General features: G+C 65.0%; 18 protein-coding genes and 2 riboswitches. Of the genes, 6 read left to right on the top strand and 12 right to left on the bottom strand.

The window, feature by feature from the left end:
• Nucleotides 1–104: 104 nt before the first annotated feature.
• The 10 genes from CXQ88_RS13485 to CXQ88_RS13445 form a co-directional block, all read right to left on the bottom strand.
• Complete coding sequence (locus CXQ88_RS13485; RefSeq protein WP_104044662.1) at nucleotides 105–3,143, bottom strand: alpha-mannosidase; 3,039 nt, start codon at nucleotides 3,141–3,143, stop codon at nucleotides 105–107.
• A 186-nt stretch (nucleotides 3,144–3,329) separates the two neighbouring features.
• Entirely contained in the window at nucleotides 3,330–4,217 is an 888-nt protein-coding gene (gene fdhD, locus CXQ88_RS13480) for a formate dehydrogenase accessory sulfurtransferase FdhD (protein WP_104044661.1), read from the bottom strand.
• A gap of 30 nt (nucleotides 4,218–4,247) precedes the next feature.
• A complete protein-coding gene (locus CXQ88_RS13475; RefSeq protein WP_104044660.1) occupies nucleotides 4,248–5,627 on the bottom strand; it encodes a molybdopterin molybdotransferase MoeA in 1,380 nt (459 codons plus the stop codon).
• The gene (locus tag CXQ88_RS21830; protein WP_181037515.1) at nucleotides 5,624–5,917 is read right to left on the bottom strand and encodes a DUF6457 domain-containing protein; all 294 of its coding nucleotides are present in this window, start codon (nucleotides 5,915–5,917) and stop codon (nucleotides 5,624–5,626) included. Before CXQ88_RS21830 ends, CXQ88_RS13475 begins: the two co-directional genes overlap by 4 nt.
• Nucleotides 5,918–5,932: 15 nt before the next feature.
• Entirely contained in the window at nucleotides 5,933–6,580 is a 648-nt protein-coding gene (gene mobA, locus CXQ88_RS13470) for a molybdenum cofactor guanylyltransferase (protein WP_258061862.1), read from the bottom strand.
• Nucleotides 6,581–6,624: 44 nt separating this feature from the next.
• Nucleotides 6,625–7,125, bottom strand: a complete 501-nt coding sequence (locus CXQ88_RS13465; RefSeq protein WP_104044659.1) for an HNH endonuclease — start codon at nucleotides 7,123–7,125, stop codon at nucleotides 6,625–6,627.
• A gap of 257 nt (nucleotides 7,126–7,382) precedes the next feature.
• Nucleotides 7,383–8,174, bottom strand: a complete 792-nt coding sequence (locus CXQ88_RS13460; protein WP_104044658.1) for an NlpC/P60 family protein — start codon at nucleotides 8,172–8,174, stop codon at nucleotides 7,383–7,385.
• A gap of 164 nt (nucleotides 8,175–8,338) precedes the next feature.
• The gene (locus CXQ88_RS13455; RefSeq protein ID WP_104044657.1) at nucleotides 8,339–9,049 is read right to left on the bottom strand and encodes a C40 family peptidase; all 711 of its coding nucleotides are present in this window, start codon (nucleotides 9,047–9,049) and stop codon (nucleotides 8,339–8,341) included.
• A gap of 70 nt (nucleotides 9,050–9,119) precedes the next feature.
• A riboswitch (cyclic di-AMP (ydaO/yuaA leader) is annotated at nucleotides 9,120–9,293 on the bottom strand.
• 136 nt (nucleotides 9,294–9,429) lie between these two features.
• Nucleotides 9,430–10,251: a M23 family metallopeptidase gene (locus CXQ88_RS13450; RefSeq protein WP_104044737.1), complete on the bottom strand. Its 822-nt coding sequence runs from the start codon at nucleotides 10,249–10,251 to the stop codon at nucleotides 9,430–9,432.
• Nucleotides 10,252–10,261: 10 nt separating this feature from the next.
• A riboswitch (cyclic di-AMP (ydaO/yuaA leader) is annotated at nucleotides 10,262–10,480 on the bottom strand.
• Nucleotides 10,481–10,621: 141 nt separating this feature from the next.
• The gene (locus tag CXQ88_RS13445; RefSeq protein ID WP_104044656.1) at nucleotides 10,622–11,317 is read right to left on the bottom strand and encodes a metal-dependent transcriptional regulator; all 696 of its coding nucleotides are present in this window, start codon (nucleotides 11,315–11,317) and stop codon (nucleotides 10,622–10,624) included.
• A gap of 277 nt (nucleotides 11,318–11,594) precedes the next feature.
• Here CXQ88_RS13445 and serC point away from each other — a divergent pair, with 277 nt between their 5' ends.
• A complete protein-coding gene (gene serC / locus CXQ88_RS13440) occupies nucleotides 11,595–12,725 on the top strand; it encodes a phosphoserine transaminase (protein ID WP_104044655.1) in 1,131 nt (376 codons plus the stop codon).
• Between the two features lie 132 nt (nucleotides 12,726–12,857).
• Here the strand turns inward: serC and CXQ88_RS22375 are convergent, their stop codons facing one another.
• Nucleotides 12,858–13,634 (bottom strand): DUF3027 domain-containing protein, encoded by a 777-nt coding sequence (locus CXQ88_RS22375; RefSeq protein WP_373637768.1) that lies wholly within the window; start codon nucleotides 13,632–13,634, stop codon nucleotides 12,858–12,860.
• 6 nt (nucleotides 13,635–13,640) lie between these two features.
• Nucleotides 13,641–14,024 (bottom strand): cold-shock protein, encoded by a 384-nt coding sequence (locus tag CXQ88_RS13430; RefSeq protein ID WP_104044654.1) that lies wholly within the window; start codon nucleotides 14,022–14,024, stop codon nucleotides 13,641–13,643.
• A gap of 218 nt (nucleotides 14,025–14,242) precedes the next feature.
• Between CXQ88_RS13430 and CXQ88_RS13425 the strand changes: the two genes are divergently transcribed.
• From CXQ88_RS13425 to CXQ88_RS13405, 5 genes are all read left to right on the top strand, one after another.
• The gene (locus tag CXQ88_RS13425) at nucleotides 14,243–14,476 is read left to right on the top strand and encodes a hypothetical protein (RefSeq protein ID WP_104044736.1); all 234 of its coding nucleotides are present in this window, start codon (nucleotides 14,243–14,245) and stop codon (nucleotides 14,474–14,476) included.
• A 10-nt stretch (nucleotides 14,477–14,486) separates the two neighbouring features.
• The gene (locus tag CXQ88_RS13420; protein ID WP_104044735.1) at nucleotides 14,487–16,973 is read left to right on the top strand and encodes a helicase-associated domain-containing protein; all 2,487 of its coding nucleotides are present in this window, start codon (nucleotides 14,487–14,489) and stop codon (nucleotides 16,971–16,973) included.
• A 13-nt stretch (nucleotides 16,974–16,986) separates the two neighbouring features.
• Nucleotides 16,987–18,633: a DNA repair helicase XPB gene (locus CXQ88_RS13415; protein WP_104044653.1), complete on the top strand. Its 1,647-nt coding sequence runs from the start codon at nucleotides 16,987–16,989 to the stop codon at nucleotides 18,631–18,633.
• A 97-nt stretch (nucleotides 18,634–18,730) separates the two neighbouring features.
• A complete protein-coding gene (locus CXQ88_RS13410; RefSeq protein WP_104044652.1) occupies nucleotides 18,731–19,441 on the top strand; it encodes a response regulator transcription factor in 711 nt (236 codons plus the stop codon).
• Nucleotides 19,442–19,443: 2 nt separating this feature from the next.
• A complete protein-coding gene (locus tag CXQ88_RS13405; protein ID WP_181037514.1) occupies nucleotides 19,444–20,922 on the top strand; it encodes a sensor histidine kinase in 1,479 nt (492 codons plus the stop codon).
• Nucleotides 20,923–20,935: the final 13 nt, after the last annotated feature.

The raw sequence follows: 20,935 nt of genomic DNA, 5'->3' as shown, positions 1-20,935 counted from the left end.
TTTGGGGGGATGAGTGGTGGCGGCCGTTGGGGACCGCCCCCACTCAGCCATTTAAGGCCCTTTTAGAATTCCTCCGCGACTTCCGACGCCTGCCTGGCCGGCAACTATTCCTGCCCGCGGACAAACCTCAGGGTCACCAACTGGAACGGCCGCAGGAGCAGCTCCGCCCCGTCCGGCCCGGCGTCCACGCCGGCAGCCTCGACCGCGCGTTCCAGCAGGTCGACGGTGCTGACCCGCTGTACCGGGAAGTTCGCCGTGAGCATTCCGGCCGAACGCTGCCCCAGCGATTCGTACAACCGGACGATCACATCCCCGGAGCCGTCCTCCGCCAGCTTGACTGCTTCGATGACCACAGCAGGGTTGGACAGCGAAAACAGCGGTTCCACCGGCGAGGCGCCGGTGACCAGCCGCGGAGCAAGATTAGTCCGGTAGCCCTCCTGGACAGCATCGGCAATGGCAGCGCCGGGCCGGATGGTGACCGTCAGTTGGTGGCGTCCGCGGTCCGCATCCGGATCCGGGAACTTCGGGGCACGCAACAGCGACATCCGCACTGTGGTGGTGGTACCGCCGTCGAACTCCCTAATGCTCCTGGTGACGTCGTGGCCGTAGGTGGACGAGTTCGACACGGCGACGCCGTAGCCCGGCTCCGCCACGTGGATCCAGCGGTGCGCACAGATTTCGAACTTGGCCGCTTCCCAGGAAGTGTTGGTGTGCGTGGCCCGGAAGACGTGCCCGAACTGCGTCTCCGCGGCAGACCGGTCCGCACGAACATCCAGTGCGAAGCCAAGCTTCAACAGCTTTTCCCGCTCCTGCCAGTCCACGGACGTGGTGATGGAAAGCGAGGGGCTTCCCGCGGCAAGACTGATGCGCTGGGTGATGGCTGAGGACCCGGCCATTCGCTCCACCACTACAGCAGCCTCGCCCTCATCGTCCGTTAGCCGCACCGACTCCGCGCACGTCAACGGTGTGACATTGCGGCGGTAAAACTCGTCAATGTCCCAAGCGTCCCACTCATTGGGGGTGTCGCGGTGGAGTTCCAGCAGGTTGCCGCGCTCCCCCGGGGCAATGGCCTCACGGCCGCTGGCGTAGTCCCGAAGTGACGTGAGCAAACCGTCCGCGTCCAGGACTGCCCGGATGATGCCGTTGTCCAGCACAAAGCCGGCGTCCCGGGCGGCAGCCCGGGCCGGTACTGGCGGCGCCACCGGTTCGCCGGCTGCCAGCGCCGGCACGCCCTCCCGGGCATGCGGTGCTGCGTTCAGCAGGAATTTCCGGTTCCCACTTCCGAGCACTGCCTTGGCAGCCCCGGCGATCAGCGTTTCGAGGTCGGCTTCAATGGCCTCGTAATTGCGTTCGGCGTCCTGGTGCACCCAGGCGATGGAACTGCCCGGAAGGATGTCGTGGAACTGCTGCAGCAGCACCAGCCGCCACAGCCTCTTGAGCTCGGCGGCGGGATAGGCAAACGAGCCCGCTGTTCGGACAGCCGCCGTTGCGCACCACAGTTCCGCTTCGCGCAGCATGTGTTCGCTGCGACGGTTGCCCTTCTTGGTCCGGGCCTGGCTGGTGTAGGTGCCGCGATGCAGTTCGAGGTACATCTCGCCCACCCACACAGGCAGTGACGGATACTCGCCCTCGGCCTGCTTGAAAAAGCTTTCCGCGGATCCGACGCGCACCTTCGGTGAGCCTTCCAGGTCCGCTGCCCGGGCGGCAGCCGCAAGCATTTCCCGGGTGGGGCCGCCGCCGCCGTCGCCATAGCCAAAGGGCACCAGCGATACCGTGCCGCGGCCGTGGTCGCGGTAGTTCCGTTCGGCGTGGGCGAGTTCGCGCCCGCTGAGCTGGGAATTGTAGGTGTCTACCGGCGGGAAGTGGGTGAAGAGCCGGGTGCCGTCGATTCCCTCCCAGTTGAAGGTGTGGTGCGGCATCCTGTTGGTCTGGTTCCAGGAGATCTTCTGGGTGAGGAACCACCGGCTGCCGGCGGACTTCACGATCTGTGGCAGGGCGGCGGAGTATCCAAAGGAATCCGGCAGCCACGCTTCCTGGCAGTCCACGCCGAACTCAGCAAGGAAGAAGCTCTTTCCCTCCACAAACTGACGCGCCATCGCTTCGCCGCCGGGCATGTTGGTATCGGACTCCACCCACATGCCGCCCACGGGTACGAACTGTCCGGCCCGCACCTTTTCCCGGATCCGGCCGAAGAGTTCGGGGTAGTACTCCTTGATCCAGGCCAGCTGCTGGGCGGAGGAGCAGGAGAAAACGAAGTTGGGGTATTCATCCATCAGCGCCACCACGTTGGAGAACGTCCTGGCGCATTTGCGGATGGTTTCCCTGACGGGCCAAAGCCAGGCCGAGTCGATATGGGCATGGCCGGTGGCAACGAGCTGGTGCGCCGAAGCGTACGCCGGCCGTGCCATCACTTCGGCGAGGGCAGCGCGACCGGCGGCTGCGGTTCCCGCAACGTCGTCGGGATCCATCAGGTCCATCATGCGCTCAAGTGCCCGGAGGATCTCGTGCCGCCGTGGCAGCTCCAAAGGCAGTTCCGCCATTAAACCGGACAGGGTCCAGATGTCCTGCTGGAGTTCCCAGACAGTTTGGTTCAACTCGGCGATGGCTATAGTGCCCAGCCTGTACTGGGGCGCTGTTCCGGCCGTCGACTTATCGCCGTACGGCGTGGGCGCGAACGTCCAGCCCTGGGCGACATCAGGGTTGGCGGCGGCCTCCACATAGAAGTCCACGGCCATGCCGCCTCCCAGCAGCTTCAGCGGAATGTACTGGTTCCGGGGCGACACGGCTTTGATGATGGTGCCGTCGGCGCGCCACGCGATGCCCTCACACTGGAAACCGGGCACTTCGATGGTGAAGCCGAGGTCGACCACAACTTCAACGGTGGTATCCGGCTCCGTGCCCCAGAACTCGGGAACTTCGCCCTGGAGGCGGAGCCACTTGGTGCCCCACGGCTTGCCCCAGGGAGCGCAGTGTTCCTGCGGCTGGAACTTCTGCCGCATGGCTTCAAGTGCCGGGACGGGTTCGTCCGGCACGTCCCAGCTGCTTAGGGTGAGGGGAAGGCTCCGGCTGTACACGGCCGGGTTGATGCGTTCGCGGACGAATCTTTCGAGGCGGACTTCCGTGATCCGGCGGTCGTCATGCAATGTTGGCCCTCTTCAGCGCTGGAAATATGGACCATCGTGTCCATTCGGTGGATAAAACTACCCGCTGGTAGCTTACTCGCCAATGCCTGCGGATAACATCCCCAATAAAGCGCTTTCCCGAGAAGAAGAAGATGAACCTGCTGCGGACCCGGAAGTCAGGGACGGCCGGGTAGGGTACGGGCGAGGTCAGGGACGCGCGCTGGCGGGGACTTGGGCCAAAGGCCTGACAATCCGGTGGTCGCCGGCATAGATATTGAGGCTGGTTCCCCGGCTGAAACCGGCCAGCGTCAGGCCGCTGGCTTCCGCGAGTTCCACAGCGAGGCTTGACGGGGCGCTGACGGCCGCGAGCACGGGAATTCCCGCCAGCGCCGCTTTCTGCACCAGCTCAAAGGACGCCCGCCCTGAGACCTGGAGGACGGTGCCGCGGAGCGGGAGCAGTCCTTCACGCAGCGCCCAGCCCACTACCTTGTCCACGGCGTTGTGGCGGCCTACGTCCTCGCGGAGGCACAAAAGCTCCGTGCCGCCGTCGTCCTGGATCTTGAACAGCCCGGCCGCGTGCACTCCCCCGGTGTCCTCGAAAAGCCGCTGGGACTTCCGAAGGACAGCAGGCAGCGACGCGAGGAGCCCGGCGTCGATGGTCAGGGGATCTGCGGCGGGACTGTAGTGCGAGGACTTCTGCACAGACTCCACGGAATCAGTCCCGCATATGCCGCAGGAGCTCGACGTATAGATGTGGCGGCCGATGGACGGGACCGTGACGTCAGGCCGTAGCTGGACTTCAACCACGTTGAACGTCTGGACGCCATTTTCATCTTCACCTGCGCAGAATCGCAGCGACACGAGCTGCTCGGAGCTCCAGATGATGCCCTCCGACACCAGGAAGCCGGCCACCAGGTCAAAGTCGTCGCCGGGGGTCCGCATGGTGACAGAGAAGGAGAGCTGGCCCAGCCGGATCTCCAGCGGCTCCTCGACGGCGAGGACATCCTCACGGTGCCGGACCGGAAACTCGAGGGCCTTCGGAGAACCGTCGAGGACATACTTGTGCACCTTTCGGCGCTGGGTCACACGGCCCATTCCCACCCCTGCCTTTTCATATATCCATCATCAGCCAAGAAGCGCGCTCCAGTCCACGGGGCCGTCTGCCGCCGGCTTGGGACCAGTCCTGCCTTGCCGCGCCGCGCTCCTGGGCTTTCCTTTGCCGGCAGAACCGGCAGCGGCCGGGATGGGTGGTCCCCAGGGCAGGGCGACGGCCGGCACCAGCTCCCCGAGCTGGACGCCGTGCGGCGGCACCACCATAACACCGTCGGCCGATGCCAGCCCGCGCATCATGCCCGGGCCGGTGTGCTGCGCCGGAGATGCCATCCCGTAGAGGAGCCGGAACGGCACCAGGCGCGTGCGCCCGGGATCTGGTTCGATCATGCTTCCGCAGGGCACTTCCTGGACCTCATCCAGGCTGCCGTGGCCCAGCGCGGCGAGCAGCGGTGCCCCTACGGTGACCAGCGCCATCATCGCGGCGAGCGGGTTCCCCGGCAGGCCGAGTACAAAACGTCCGTCGGGCAGTTCCGCCAGGACAGCCGGATGTCCTGGCCGCATTGCGATCCCGTCGATGACGAGCCGTCCGCCCAGTTCTGCCACCGCCTGGCGGAGATGATCCGTACCTGAGCGTCCGGTCCCGCCTGTGGTGATGACGACGTCGGCCGGCAGGTCCGGAGCCCCCGGCGCCTCAGGTACAACGTCTTCCAGGGCGGCCAGCCATTCGTCGTAGGAGTCCCCGATCCGCTGCTGTTCCCCCGCTATTCCTCCCAGCATCTCCACGACTGCCGGCAGTTGCGGACCGAAAGTGTCACGCACCTGGCCGGGGACGGGCACTCCCTGGTCGATAACTTCGGAGCCGGTGAGAAGTAGCCGGACCAGGGGTTTGCCCTGGACCTGCAGCTCGTCGTAGCCGGCCAGGGCAGCCAATGCGAGATGGGCAGGGTTGAGCTTCGCTCCTGCCTTGACCAGCACGTCACCTGCCAGGGCTTCCTCCCCGGCTTTGCGGATATGCTGGCCGTTGCGCGGCTCGCCGGGCCGGGCGCTTCCTCCGGTCATCAGGACAGGCAACCCGTCTTCGTCCTTGCCGGGCACTGCGCTCTCGCTGCGCAGCACCGCTTTTCCGCCCGGCGGAATCAGCCCGCCGGTAACGATGGGGCTCGCCTGGTGCGGCGCCAGCCTGGTGCCTGGTTCCGCCAGGATCCAAGGCCCAGTCCCGTTGACCGCCCACCCGTCCATGGCAGAGGACGCGTAGTGGGGCATGTCCTGCAGTGCCGCAACGTCCTGGTCCAGCCTGCGTCCGAGGGCCAGATGCAGGGGAACGGGACCGGCAGGAATTGGCGTGGCCGCCTCGAAAGCGGCCAGCCGGGCCTCCTCCCAGGTGTGGGCCAGGTGCCGCGGCGCCTCCGGCGGGTCGGTTGAACTCCGTTCTTCCCCGGGCTCCTCAGTCATTCGCCGGGAGTCCCGGCGGCTTCAGCATCGTAGTCGGCAGCCAGGGAACGTGCCACGGCCAGGGCCCCTTCCATGGACGCGGAATCTGTGCCGCGTCCGGCCGCTGAGGCCAAGCCGGCGGCGTACCCGGCGATGAAGGTAGTCAGTGGTGCCGCCGGCCGTACAACGGAGTGCGCCGCTACACCTGCGAGGGCGAGGATGGCATTGACGTCCACCTGGACGTCCTCAAGCTCATAGGCCTGGAGCAGGGACCTGCACCATTCCTCCAGCGTTTCATCCTGGCTTTTCACGAACTGCCTCCCAATTCAACTGCTGCCGCGCCGGTCCTGGAACTCGTCACGGATCCCGGCGTCAACTCCTAGTGCGGCGGCATCATCCCAGGTATCCACATCGTCGGTGGAACCGGTGGGGACGGTGACAAGCTGCAGGTCCAGACTAGCAAGGAGCGCACGCATGGAGCCGTTGATTAAGCGGTCCTGCGACTCCAGTTCCTCAACCGCCTTTTTTAACTTGCCTGTGCGGTAAAACCCGGCCAGCTGCTGGGGCCTGCCGTCTTCGCCGCGGGCCAGGAGTCCGTCGGCTTGGAACTCCCCCGATTCCAGTGCCTCCGACAGCACTTCCACGGCAGCCGAGACCCGGGGCATGTCGCAGGCCAGTACCAGGGTGTAGGTCCTTTCGTTTCCGGCCTGGGCCAGAGACGCCAGGCCAGCGGCCACAGCAGCGGCGGGTCCTGCAAATTCCGGCTGCTCCCGGCAGGAGAGCACGCCTGCAGGCAGAGCGCCGGAGTCCGGACCTACCACTACTGTGCGAAACGCCCCGGAGGCCGCAGCAAGTGACTGATGCAGGAGGGTGGCACCTTGAAAGACCAGCCCTTGCTTGGGCACCCCACTCAACCGGGATGACCGGCCGCCGGCCAGGATCACGGCATCGAAGTCCAAACGGTTTTGCTCCACTCCCCCAGCCTAGTCCGGGGACGGCTAAGGCGACGTACCCCGAATCAGGCAGCGCGCTCAGGCAGAAGGAACGGATCCCAGGCGGGCGTGGGCTTTTCGAGTTCCTTGATCTGCCAGATGGTGCCATGCGGAGGCTCAGGGACAAACCGCAGTTTCCAGCCCATCTCTGCCGGGGTGTGGTCACCTTTGACGTTGTTGCACCTGAGGCAGGCGGCCACCAGGTTCTCCCAGGACTCCGCACCCCCGCGTGACTTTGGGTGGACATGGTCGATGGTGTGCGCAGCTTTTCCACAGTAGGCACACTTGTGCCCGTCACGCCTCAGTACCCCGCGACGGCTCACAGCAGTGGACTGGTTGTATCGGGGACGGATGTAGCGGTTCAGGAGAATCACGGACGGGCGGCCCAGAATCTCCTGGGGGCCCACCACGGGGTCGTCCCCTTCAGCCACAACACTCGCCTTGCCCGTGAGCACAAGCACCAGCGCCCGGCGGAAAGTAATAACCGCCAGCGGTTCATATCCAGCATTCAGAACGAGAGTGCGCATGCACGTACCTCTTCACGGCCGCACCCGTCAGGGGCACGAGGGCCGGCTGCCCTCGGCATGTCCGGGCTATGGATCGACACCACAAGAGTAAACAAAGAAGTGCAGTATCAGCTAATTCCTATGACCGGGGCCACCATTTCGCGCTGAATTAGCGAACCGGGCAGACGCCTCCCGGGAGTTAACGGACAGGACCCCCGCCGCAAAGGGCAGGGGTCCTGATCCGTCTTGATCAACCGCGAAGCGCGGCTGCGGGGATGTCAGTTGACGCGGATGAACACCGGACCGGAGCCCACGTTGGCGCTGAAGACAACTGTCTGGTTGCCGTTGTAGCCGCCGTGCACCGCCTGGCCATTGCCGGCGTAAACCGCGATGTGGGCCATGCCGGAACCGCCGTCAGCGTAGTAGATGAGGTCGCCCGGCTGAGCTTCGGCAGCGCTCACGGTGCGGCCCAGGGAGAGGTAACCTGCAGGCCAATCGTGGAAGTTGATGCCCACGGCAGCCAGGGAGTTGGTCACCAGCATGGTGCAATCCTGCGTAACGCCGAGCTGGGCGTAGGCGGCGGACAGGATCGCTGCGCCCTTGCCGCTTGCCGAGGCAGGAGCCGCGGGGGCGGCTGCAGCGGGAGCCGTGGCAGTCACCTTCGCGACAGCTGCGGTTTTTGCGGCGGGAGCGGGAGCGGCAGCCGGAGCCGGAGCTGCTTCCTGAACCTCAACCTCAACCTCAGGCTCTGGTGCTTCAACAACGGGAGCCGGCGTGGTGGTCACAGCAGGCTTCTCGAAGGAAATGGCAATGGTGGAAGCAGCCGAAATGGGAGCCTCAACCGTTGATTCGACTTCCAGGGTGGAAGCCGGCGCGGAGTCGCGCTGCACGTTGGCGTCTGCAGCGTTGGCAGCGAGGCCGCTGGTCAGGACCAGGCCGGAAGCAGCTGCGATGACAGCTGCCTGGCGTCCTACGCCGCCGGCGTTGTCGCCGACAGCCTTGGCAATGATGGCGAGCGAGTTGGTTTTGGTGACCTCGGCGCGGTGCCGTGCGGTTGCACGAGTAGTCATCAGTTCTCTCTTTCGTTTTCCTTCAAACCGCCGGTAGGCAGCCAAAGGCGACTGGACGTGCCGGCATCTTGGGGGTACGCCGGCACGCCCCGAACGGGGGATGTGGTGATTTAGCGAAGAGCGTTTGGGCAAAGAAAAAGCCCTTGGACCCGAGGGTCGAAGAACTAGTTCATGGTGTAGAACGCGGAGGAACCGGTAGCAGCTACCGAGTGCAGCAGCGTTCCCTGCGAGGGGTTCAAGGCGCTGATCATCATGCCGTTGCCTACGTAGATGCCAACGTGCGCACCGCCGTTCTGCATGACCAGGTCGCCCGGCTGCGGCGTGGACGTGGGCTTCATCGCAGTCCAGGCGTTCACGCGGGGGATGCTGATGCCGGCCTGGGCGTAAACCCACTGGGTGAAGCCGGAGCAGTCCCAGCCGCTGGGGGTGGTGCCGCCCCAAACGTACGGGCTGCCGATGCCGGTGTAAGCCAGGCCCGCGATTCCAGAGGTGGAAGCGGAGGCAGCGGTCTCCACAACCTTTTCCGCGGCGGGCGCAGTGGAGGCAGTGGTCACAGCCTGGCCGTCGGTCGCAGCCTGGTCGTCAGTCACAGCTTGGTCGTCGTCGTCGGAGGTTGACTGTGCAACTACCCGCTCAACGACGGGAGCCGCAATCGTCTTAACCACCGGGCGCTCGAAGGACACGGTAGCCGTGGGTGCCGCAGTGACGGCGAGGGCCGACTGTGCGGATCCGGACTCGGTGGAGGCAGAGACACCAGCGGAGGTGTCCGCTGCGTTGGCCGGCAGGCCCAAGGTCAGGACGAGGCCGGATGCAGCAGCGATGACTGCAGCCTGGCGACCTACTGTCCCGGCGTTGGCACTAACAGCCTTGGACATGGTGTCCAGGGGGTTGGTACGAACCGTTTGCGCACGGTGGCGCGCAGAATTATGGCGTGATGACACGAAGGTGGCCTCTCCCAATGCCTGCGAGGTGAGCTGTCGGATTCGGATGGGAGTCACCCGGCCGCGCGGCTTCCTGGGAAGCTTTTGCGACTTAACCCCAAGGCCTTCAAAACATAAAGGCCAAAATTGGTTCCCCCGCCCCTGCCAGACGATGAAATGCGAACGGACCTTGAGCGGTGGCAGAGCTAGGCAATCCGCACAAGAGCGTCAACTTCGGAAAAGTTGACGCGATTTAGACGGTACAGCAGTTTTGCGTGAATGTCACATTCAGGTCACGGGAGGTCAACATCATGTGATAGTTCACCGTCAATTGACTAAAGCCAGCCGGTCGGGTCAACGACTTCGCCGTTGACCTGGACCTCGAAGTGCAGGTGGCAGCCCGTGGAGGCTCCTGTGGTCCCGCTGAGGGCCACAACATCCCCGCGGGATACTGTCTGCCCCTCCTTCACGCTGAAGGACGAGAGGTGGTTGTACGTGGTTTCCAGGCCGTTGCCGTGGTCCACCACAACGCGGTTGCCGCCACCGTACTCATGCCAGCCCACAAAGGTAACGGTTCCGGTGGCCGCAGCCAGAACGGAGGTGCCGCACTGGGCTACGTAGTCCTGTCCGCGGTGGAAGTCACCGGAGCCTCCGGTGATAGGGCTGACGCGGTAGCCGAACGGTGAGGCGGTGCTCAGCGCAGCGAGCGGGGCACCGAGGCTTCCGGTGGAAGCGGCGCGGGTGATGGCGCCTGCAGACTGGGCACTGAGCAGCTGTTTCAGCTTCCCGTCCGGGTCCGCTTCGGTGACTACGGCGGAGCGGCTGAAGTCGATCTCGGCTTCCGCTTCCGCGGAAATCCGGGGCTGCGGGGCTACAGCGGACGCGGCAACAGGAGAGTTCCCTGAGGCGTCCGTGGCCATGACGGGACTGGTGGCCGGTACGGTCACGGTGAGCACCAGTCCGGCGGCAGCCAGGGCGACGCCGGCCTTCTGGCCGATACCGCTGGCAGCAGCAAACTCAGTGACTTGACGGAATGGACCCCGACGCCGGCGCGCATCACGGTGCGGATCGCGGGGGCGTTCCGAGGTGATGACTTCGACAACGCGCGGTGTCGAAGCAGGGACCGCCGCGCGGCGGCGTCCCCTGGAATTCTGCATGGTCAAGAAGGGTTCCTCTCTGGAAAGCCTGCGAAGTTAGCTGTCGGATTCGGGTCAGAGAGTTCAAAGACCCGGTCCGCCGTAAGCAAGCTTCGGCACAGAGGTATCCCCGGAGGAATCCTTCGCTGGAAGAGGCTTGCTGCTGACGAACTTCACCCCAAGGCAGTCCCCCGGCTGCCGCTTGTGGTTCCCCCGCCTCTGCCAGTTACGACTCATGCTCCTGATCCGCTGGCAGAGCTCGGCTCCAGATCAGGTAACGCTTTAATATCAACGCTTCGGTTCAACTATAGAGGGTAAGGCCCAAAGTAACAATTCCGTTATCTTTGCGTAACCCACCTCACATGGGGTAGGGAAGAACGCGGCAGGTTTTCTAGCGGACGGCCACGAATACGTGCGCGGCCACCTCTGGAGGCAACTCAAGTGCCCCTTCAATGCCGGGAACCCGGACTGAGATGTAGTCCCCCACCCGCTCCAGCGACACAGCAGCCCCCGGCCTGATGCCACCCTCATCGAGCTGCGAGAGAAGTTCCGGCTCCACCTGGATAGGCTCGGCAAGCCGGCTGATAGTCACAGCTGAGGCGGGCCCGTAGGACTTCATCGCTTCCAGGAGGCTGATGGCTCCATCGGCAAAGCCGAGGGACGGCACCCCGCCCAAGGCCGCCAGCCCGGGAATCGGGTTCCCGTACGGAGACTCGGTGGGGTGGTTCAGCATCTCGTAGATGCGGCGTTCCACCCGCTCGCTCATCACATGCTCCCAGCGGCAGGCCTCGTCGTGGACGTAGGCCCAGTCCAGCCCAATCACGTCGGCGAGGAGCCGCTCAGCCAGACGGTGCTTGCGCATTACTTCCGTGGCGCGCTTCCGGCCCGTCTCCGTGAGCTCCAGGTGGCGGTCGCCGGAAACAACCACCAGACCGTCCCGCTCCATCCGGCCGATGGTCTGGGAGACGGTAGGCCCGGAGTGGCGCAACCTTTCAGCGATACGCGCACGCAGGGCAACAATGTTCTCTTCCTCGAGCTCCAGAATGGTCCGAAGGTACATCTCCGTAGTATCGATCAGATCCGTCATCCAGCTCAGCTCCTCGAGCGCAGTACCTTGCGTTGTCCCACCGTATCGCCTTCACTGCGACGTAGTCCGTGGAAAAGCTTAGCCTATTTTGACTTTGTCCGAATAGTTGCCGATGGCCGCAGGAACGTCTCATTGGCTGGACTATGACGGTTCCGGTTCCCGCCGATACAGCCCAACAGGGCAGAATGAGGGAGGCCCTGGCAGCAGCCATCACCGATTGCCGGCCACCAACACCCGTCCGGACCAAAGCCGTGTCCATGCCGAAATTGGAGCACCTGTGAGCGAAACCAGCATCACTATTCCCGCCGACCTCCTGCCCAAGGACGGACGGTTCGGCGCGGGGCCTTCCAAGGTCAGGCCGGAGCAGATTGATGCGCTGTCCGCGGCGTCGAAGAACATCCTGGGTACGTCCCACCGGCAGGCACCGGTCAAGAACCTCGTTGGCTCCGTCCGCGAGGGCCTCAGCCAGTTCTTCCGCGCCCCCGAAGGGTACGAGGTTGTGCTCGGCGTCGGCGGCTCCACGGCGTTCTGGGACATTGCAAGCTTCGGCCTGGTGGAAAACAAGGCCCAGCACCTTTCCTTCGGTGAGTTCGGCTCGAAATTCGCCGCGGCCACCAACAAGGCGCCCTTCCTGGATGCTTCTTCGATCATCAAGTCTGAGCCCGGCACCCGCCCCACGGCCCGGGCCGAAACAGGCGTGGACGTCTACGCCTGGCCGCAGAACGAGACCAGCACCGGCGTCGCCGCCCCCGTGCAGCGTGTTGCCGGTGCAGACGAGGGCGCACTGGTGCTCGTCGACGCCACGTCTGCCGCAGGCGGGCTGGATGTTGATGTTGCGCAAAGCGATGTCTATTACTTCGCCCCGCAGAAAAACTTTGCCTCCGACGGCGGGCTCTGGCTTGGCCTGTTCTCCCCTGCCGCCCTGGAACGCGCAGCGCGGATCAAGTCCAGCGACCGCTGGATCCCGGATTTCCTGGACCTGCAGACGGCCATCGACAACTCACGCCTGAACCAGACCTATAACACCCCGTCGTTGTCCACCCTGGTTACGCTGGACGCCCAGATGCAGTGGTTGAACGCTAATGGCGGCCTGGACTTCGCTTCCGCGCGCACGGCAGATTCTGCCGGCCGTATCTACAGCTGGGCCGAGGCATCGGAGTTCGCCACTCCGTTCGTCATCAACCCGGACGAGCGCTCAAACGTCATCGCGACCATCGACTTCGACGAGACCGTGGACGCCGCAGTAGTGGCCAAGGTCCTGCGCGGCAATGGGATCGTGGACACCGAGCCGTACCGTAAGCTCGGCCGCAACCAGCTGCGCATCGCAACGTTTGTTGCAATTGAGCCGGCCGACGTGTCGGCCCTTCTGGCCAGCATCGACTACGTGGTGGGCGAACTGCGCAAGTAATCGCCACTGCGGAGCACTTCGGCTGACGCAACGCACCAGCATTAACGTACGACGGCGCCGCCCGGGTTCTGCCCGGTCGGCGCCGTTTGTGCGTCGTAGCTCAGTTTCCGTGCCTTGGCGCGGTTCCGCGCCTCAATCTGTTCCGGCGTCGTGCCCTAGGCGCTGTTCCTGCGCTTCTCCGGCTTCAACATCCCGGGCTTCACTTTCCAGCGCTTCACCGTCCAGGCTGCCTACTGCATACAGAGACGCAGCAACGCCATCGGCGGGCTCAGCGGCGGGCTCAGCGGCGGCAGCTTCCGGCGTGTCAGCCTGGGGTGCAAAGTCTTCATGCGCGCCGGCTTCTGGCCGACCGGTTTCGTGTTCGCCGGTTTCCGGTTCCTGTTCATCCTCGGGCCGGACACGTTCCGCCCACGGGACCCATTCCGGGGCGAGGATGGACTCCTCGGACGGCAAGAGACCGAGCTCGTTGACCGTGACCACCTTGGACCGCGAATTCCGGGTCAGCACCGCGAACCACTGCCAGCCGCCGTATCCGGGCAGCCTGCATTCGAAGAGGTGGGTCACCAGGCGGTCGCCTTCGCTCTTGGCTGCCAGGTGCTGCCCAATGTCCGAGGCCTCGGTGATGCCTGCAATGGCTGTCCGCGCCGTGTCCACAGCGGCAGCGAGGAAAGCATCCGGCTTACCTGTCCGCCAAACAGGCACCCCGGCACGGCGCTTGGCCTTCGCGGCACCTGCCTGCAGCACCAAGTCCACCGACGCCGGGCCCACGGACACAGGGTCCACCATTTCGATGTCCAATGACTCCGAGCCCAGCGACACCAAGTCCACTGACTCCCGGGCCGTTACCTCCAGGTCCACTGACTCGGGGTTTGTTGACTCCACGTCCTGCTGATCAGCTTCCGGGTTCATGAGGGCCTAAACGTCCAGCTCGTCGGCAACCTTACGCAGGGCGGCGGCGATGGCCTTGCCCTTATTGCCTTCCGGGTATTTGCCGTTGGACAGGGTTCCGGACAGGTTGTCCAGAACAGTCACGAGGTCCTGGACCAGCGGTGCGAGGTCCTTTGCGCTGGGCCGCTTTGCCTTGGCAATGGACGGCGTTTTGTCCAGTACACGCAGGCCCAGAGCCTGGGCTCCCTTGCGGCCGTCGGCCACACCGAATTCAACGCGGGTGCCGGCCTTCAGCTCGGTAACGCCCTCGGGCAGCGACGATTTGGGCAGGAAAACTTCCTGGCCATCTTCTCCCGCGAGGAATCCGAAGCCTTTTTCCTTGTCATACCACTTGACCTTGCCGGTAGGCACGTAATCAACCTTCTTTGTTCTGACGTCTTGTGACACGGCCAGCCGTCACCGCATCCGCATTGTTGTGCGGGTTCAGGGTATGACGGCTGGAGACCGTGTTGGTCTGTATCCCTCAAGGTTATCCTGCCCGGCGCCGTAATCCTGCTTTCGACGGCTCTCCGCAACGGCACATGGAACCCATGGCGGCCCTGTCGGACCGGGCTGTTAGCGTTACGTTTATGACACCATCGCGTTACCGGCGTCCGATGACGATCCTCGCCGCAGTTATTGCCGTCCTTTCACTGGCCGCGGTGGCTGCCGTTATGGCATTCGCCTTCGCCGGTTCCGTGGCTCCGGCCTGGGTCACCTACACCGCTCTGTACGGACTGCCGCTGGCGTTCCTCCTGATGCTGTTCCTTGTTCTGGAAAGCGTTGCCGGACGACGCCGGGCAGGAAAACCGGGCGGGCGGTAACGTTGGACTGATGTCCCTCATTCGCGCGCTCAGTAAGGACCTGGAGGCCCGCAGCGACGACTCGTTGCGGGCGCTGTTCGACGCGCGGCCGGACCTCATCTCCCCGGCTGTGCCGGACTTCGCCGCCCTCGCTGCACGGGCCAGCGGGCGCGTTAGCGTCCAGCGCGCGCTGGAGCGCCTCAATCGGCCACAGATGCAGGTCCTGGAAACCCTCCATCTGTGCACAAACACGGATACGGAGCACAGTGCCTCCGCGGCAGGATTGCGGAAATTGATTTCGGGTTCCACCGTTGCCGCTGTGGAACGGATCCTGGCCGCTCTCCAGGAACTTGCCCTGGTCCACCGTGCCGTCCCCCCGCACGGCGCACCCGCCACCGGAAACAGGCAGCGGTACTACCTCCCCGTTGGCAGCCTCAAGGACGTGGTGGGAATTTATCCGGCGGGGCTTGGCCGCAGCTATACGGAGCTTGTGCGCCTCCAGCCGGCGTTCGCGCAGCGGGCGGTGCAGCTCGTGTCCGAACTTCACCGCAGCGGCGCAGCCATCCATGGGGCCACAACACCCATGGAGGCAGCGCTTGCCCTGCAGCACTGGACGTCCTCGCCGGAGGCTCTCCAGGACATTTTGGCCACGGCTCCGGAACGGACCACGGCGTTGCTCGCCCGGTTCCGGAACTGGGCAATGGGCGCGGTCCCCCAGGCGCAACGCAAGGCGTCCATCACCACGGAGGGATCCGACGTCGGGCCCATCGACTGGCTCCTGGCGCGCGGCCTGCTGGTTCCTTTGGACGCCGCGCATGTGGAGTTGCCGCATAGCGTGGGGCTCTCACTGCGGGGCGGTGCCATCATCAACGACTTCAGCCTTTCGCCTCCGGTTCCGGAGCTCGGCCGGACCAGCGCCGCTTTGCGGCGGAATGCAGCGCTGGGGGCCATCAGTGAGACCCTGCGGCTGGTGGGCGAAGTACTCCATGCCGTGCGGGACCAGCCCTTGGCCACCCTTCGCAGCGGCGGCGTGGGCGTCCGCGAGATGAGACGGCTGGCTGAGTTGCTCCGGATCGACCAACCCCGTACCGGGCTTCTCCTTGAGCTCTGCGGGCTTGCAGGGCTGATCCGTCTGGACGTCGATTCGTCGTCGTGGGTCCAGCCGCCGGAGCTGGAATGGCTTGTCCTGCCCCGGCAGGAACAATGGCTCTGGCTGGTCAACGCCTGGCTGGCCAGCCAGCGCGTGCCGTCCCTGGTGGGGCAGCCGATCAATGGAACCCCGGGAGCAGCTGCGCAGCGCGCGGCTTCCGGGAGCACCATCATCGCGTTGTCGGCCGAGGCGCAGCGACCGGATGCCCCCGTGGTGCGCAAACGGATCCTGGAGATCCTGAACGAACTCACTTGTGAAGCATCGGCCCCTGACGGAACAGCGCCGGTCCTGGACGCGGCAGCGGTGCTCCAGCGCGCCGAGTGGGCCCAGCCCCGCATGGCCCGGCGCTTCAGCTCCCTGATCCGCGGAGTCCTGGCCGAAGCCGAAATACTCGGCCTGCTCGGCTCAGGAGCCCTGAGCCAGCTCGGAAGCGCCATCGCGGACGACGAACCGGACGCCGCTCTCTCCATCCTGGGTGAGCACCTGCCCGCGGAGTTGAACCACGTGCTGCTCCAGGCGGACCTTACCGCCGTAGCACCCGGATACCTTGCCCCGGCGCTGACCGAAAAGCTGCTGCTGATGGCCGACGCTGAAGGGCAGGGTCCGGCCACCATTTATCGGTTCTCGCCGGGCTCCATCCGCCGGGCACTGGACGCCGGTCATAACGCCTCCACCGTGCTGGAGTTCCTGCGGGAGCACTCGGCCACCGCAGTGCCGCAGCCGCTGCAGTACCTGGTGGAGGATACGGCCGCCCGGCACGGCCGGCTGCGGGTTGGCGCAGCGGCGAGTTTTGTCCAGAGCGAGGATGAAGCTGCGCTGCTGGAGCTGCTGGCCGGACCGAAAACGGAGGGGCTGGGCCTGGTGCGGATTGCACCCACCGTCCTCATCTCTTCGGCGCCGCCGCGTGAAACAGCACAGGTTCTCCGGAGTCTGGGCCTTTCCCCATCCTTTGACGATTCGGAGCAGCCGGTGCTCCGGCTGCGGCGTGCTCCTGCGCCTCACACCCCGTCCCGGCCCATCTACACGGCCCCGCGGACAGCCCCGCCGGCGGAAGAAGTCCAGGCCCAACTGGATGCGCTGCGGCACCGTCCTGCCGCCGTCGGGAATCATCATGGCCCGGAAGGTGACCATATAGGTGAGGCCGCCACTCAGCTTGGCCTGGAGGCCCTGCAGCGGGCCATCCGGCTCAAGCAGCGCATCAGCATGAACGTGGTGGACGGCATGGGGAATGCGAACCTGGAAATTGTTGTTCCCCTCTCAGTAAGCGGCGGACGCGTCCGGGTCTTCGACCCCGCGAAGGACACCGAACGGGTGCTGTCCATCCACCGCATTATCGATATTGAGGCCGCAGAGGAACTGCGCCAGTGAAGGACTCCCCCGCGTGAACGACGGACCCCTGATAGTCCAGAGCGATAAGACCATCCTCCTCGAGGTGGACCACGAGCTCGCCACCGAAGCCCGGCATGCCATCGCGCCATTCGCAGAACTGGAACGTGCCCCCGAGCACGTCCACAGTTACCGGCTGACCCCGCTCGGGCTCTGGAACGCCCGCGCAGCCGGACTGGACGCCGAGAGGGTCCTGGACACCCTTCTGAAGTACTCCCGGTTCCCGGTGCCGCACTCGCTGCTGATCGACGTCGAGGAAACCATGTCCAGGTACGGCCGGCTGCGCCTGGAAAAGGACCCGCAGCACGGCCTGGTCATGCGGACTGACGATTACCCTGTGCTCGAGGAAGTAATCCGGTCCAAGAAAATCCAGCCGCTGCTGGGACCGCGCATCGACGGCGAGACTGTGGTGGTGCACGCGTCGCAGCGCGGGCAGCTCAAGCAGCTCCTGCTCAAGATCGGGTGGCCGGCGGAGGACCTGGCCGGCTACGTGGACGGCACTCCGCACCTGATTGCGCTGAAAGAGGACGGCTGGAAACTGCGGCCCTACCAGCAGATGGCAAGCGACAACTTCTGGGCAGGAGGCAGCGGCGTTGTGGTGCTGCCCTGCGGCGCGGGCAAAACGTTGGTGGGCGCAGCGGCCATGGCTACCGGCTCCACCACCACCCTGATCCTGGTCACCAACACGGTGGCTGCCCGGCAATGGAAGGACGAGCTGCTCAAGCGAACGTCCCTCACCGAGGACGAAATCGGCGAGTACTCGGGAGCGGTGAAGGAAGTCCGGCCGGTGACCATTGCCACGTACCAGGTCCTCACCATGAAACGCGGCGGCCTGTATCCGCACCTTGAATTAGTGGACGGACATGACTGGGGCCTGATCATTTACGACGAGGTCCATCTGCTGCCGGCCCCGATCTTCCGGATGACGGCGGATCTGCAGGCGAGGCGCCGCCTGGGACTGACAGCGACCCTGGTGCGCGAAGACGGCCGCGAGGGCGAGGTGTTCAGCCTGATTGGACCCAAACGCTACGACGCACCGTGGAAGGACATCGAATCCCAGGGCTACATCGCCCCGGCGGACTGCATTGAGGTCCGGGTGGACCTGCCACGGGACGAGCGCGTGGCTTATGCCATGGCCGACGACGCGGACAAGTACCGGCTTTGCGCCACCTCCGAGTCCAAGACCCTGGTGGTGGAACAGCTCGTTGCCCGGCACGCCGGGGAGCAACTGCTGGTCATCGGCCAATACATCGACCAGCTGGACGACCTCGGCGAGCGCCTGGAGGCGCCCGTCATCAAGGGTGACACCTCCGTGAAGGTGCGCCAGAAGCTTTTCGATGCCTTCCGTGCGGGCGAGATCCAGACGCTCGTAGTCTCCAAGGTGGCTAACTTTTCCATCGACCTTCCAGAGGCCTCAGTGGCGATCCAGGTCTCGGGTTCCTTCGGATCGAGGCAGGAGGAGGCACAGCGGCTCGGCCGGCTGCTGCGGCCCAAGAAGGACGGGCGGGCCGCCCGGTTCTACTCGCTCGTGGCACGGGACACCTTGGATCAGGAGTTCGCCGCCAGGCGCCAGCGGTTCCTTGCCGAGCAGGGTTACGCCTACCGCATTATGGACGCCAAGGACGTGGAAACGGCCGAGTAGCAGGTTCCCTTCCAGACTGGTAAAAGAAGGCGGGCATCTCACCTTGCTCACAACAAGTATCCAGACAACTCCCAGTGTCTGGGAGCATGATGGGAATATGAACAAGAACGGCCCAGAAGCGAAGCTCCTTGTGGTGGATGACGAACCCAACATCCGGGAGTTGCTCTCCACGTCCCTGCGGTTCGCCGGATTCGACGTGGTCTCCGCGGCAAACGGACGCGATGCCCTTGCCGCTGCCGACCTGCACGCCCCGGACCTCGCCGTCCTGGACGTTATGCTCCCGGACATGGACGGGTTCACCGTCACCCGCCGCCTCAGGGCTTCCGGCAAGCACTTCCCCGTTCTTTTCCTGACAGCCAAGGACGATACCGAGGACAAGGTTACCGGCCTCACCGTCGGCGGGGACGACTACGTCACCAAACCCTTCAGCCTCGATGAGGTGGTCGCCCGGATCCGGGCCGTCCTGCGCCGGACGCAGCCCATGCTCGACGACGACGCTGTGATCCGCGTTGATGACCTGGAGCTCGACGACGACGCCCACGAAGTGCGGCGCGGCGGCACCGTCATCGAGCTGTCCCCCACGGAGTTCAAGCTGCTCCGCTACCTCATGCTGAACCCCAACCGGGTGCTGTCCAAGTCGCAGATCCTGGACCATGTGTGGGAGTACAACTTCAATGGCGATGCCTCCATCGTGGAGTCGTACATTTCCTACCTGCGCCGGAAAGTGGACATCGACCCTGAAGCTCCGGCCCTGATCCAGACCAAGCGCGGCGTGGGTTACGTGCTCCGGACGGCAGAAAAGCGCTGACCTTGCTGCCGCGGTGGAAGTCGGCCTCGCTCAGGACGCAACTGGTGGCCATGATCATGGCACTGCTCATCGTCGCCCTTACAGTGACGGGGGCAGGCACCTTGGCCCTGCTTCACAACTACCTGCAGACCCAGGTGGACCAGAAGCTGTACGCAGCCATTGACCTGGCGGGCAGGCAACGGTCCTTCTCGCAGCTGCAGGCACCCATGGTTCCCACCGATTATTCGCTGATTTTGTTTGTCCCTGGTGAAGAGCCTTATCCGTTCGGCGCTGAACCGGACAACGGACCGGACATCAGCTCCATGACCGTGGAACAGGCCCAGGCGCGCGGCAATGCCCCTTTCCAGGTGCGCGGCTCCGACGGCCAAAACTGGCGGGTTATGGCGGTGACGGTGCAGAACAACCAGACCACCGCGGTGGTGGTCATCGGGCTGCCCCTGGAGAGCGTTGACGATGTCTTGGAGCACGCCACCCTTGTCGTCTTGGGAGTGGGCCTGCTGACCCTGCTGCTGGCGTCCCTGATCGCCAGCTGGACCGTATCGCGCGCATTCCGGCCGCTTGCCCGGGTGGAAAAGACCGCCGCCGCCATTGCTGCCGGGGACCTGTCGCGCCGCGTGGACCTGGAAAATCCCAGCACCGAGCTCGGCCGGCTCAGCAGTTCCCTGAACGCCATGCTTGCCCACATTGAAACAGCATTTGCCGCACGCACGGCGTCGGAGGCCAGGATGCGCCGGTTCGCGGCCGACGCCTCCCATGAACTGCGCACCCCGCTGGTAACCATCCGCGGTTTCTCGGAGCTGTACCGGCACGGGGCGCTGGCCACGAACGAGGACGTGGCCACTGCCATGGGCAGGATCGAAAGCGAAGCCAAGCGCATGGGCTCAATGGTGGAGGACCTGCTGCTGCTGGCCCGCCTTGATGAGCAACGCCCGTTGCAGCAAAAGCCTGTGGACCTTCAGCTGATTGCCCATGACGCCGTGGTGGACACTCAGGCCAGTGCCCGGTCCCGGGTAATAGCGCTCGTCGGCCTCGACGGCGGCCCGGCAGCTCCCGCGCCAGTGCTGGGCGACGAAGCGAAACTCCGCCAGGTGGTAGGCAATTTGGTAGGCAACGCACTGCGCTACACCCCCGAAGACAGCCCGATTGAGTTGGCTGTCGGCGTCCGCGCCATGGAGGGCGGGCAACTCCGCTCAGTCATCGAAGTGCGCGACCACGGGCCCGGCATCTCCGAGGAGGACGCGTCCAAGGTTTTCGAGCGCTTCTACCGCGCCGATACCTCCCGTACGCGCGAGACGGGGGGCAGCGGGCTGGGGCTGGCCATTGTTGCCGCCATTGTCGGGGCCCACGGCGGTTCTGTCCGGGTGCAGAATACGGACGGCGGTGGCGCCACGCTGGTGGTCATCCTCCCCAACCGGGCTGACCCGCCCGAGAACGAATCTGCAGACAACGCCCAAGTGGAAAACCTGGGCTCATTTCCGTAGCGTGCCGGCAACG

Origin of the sequence: Arthrobacter sp. ZGTC412, assembly GCF_002929215.1 — a bacterium.
GTDB lineage: Bacteria > Actinomycetota > Actinomycetes > Actinomycetales > Micrococcaceae > Arthrobacter.
Note: the sequence above shows the minus strand (reverse complement) of the source record. Positions and strands in the feature narration are given on the sequence as shown.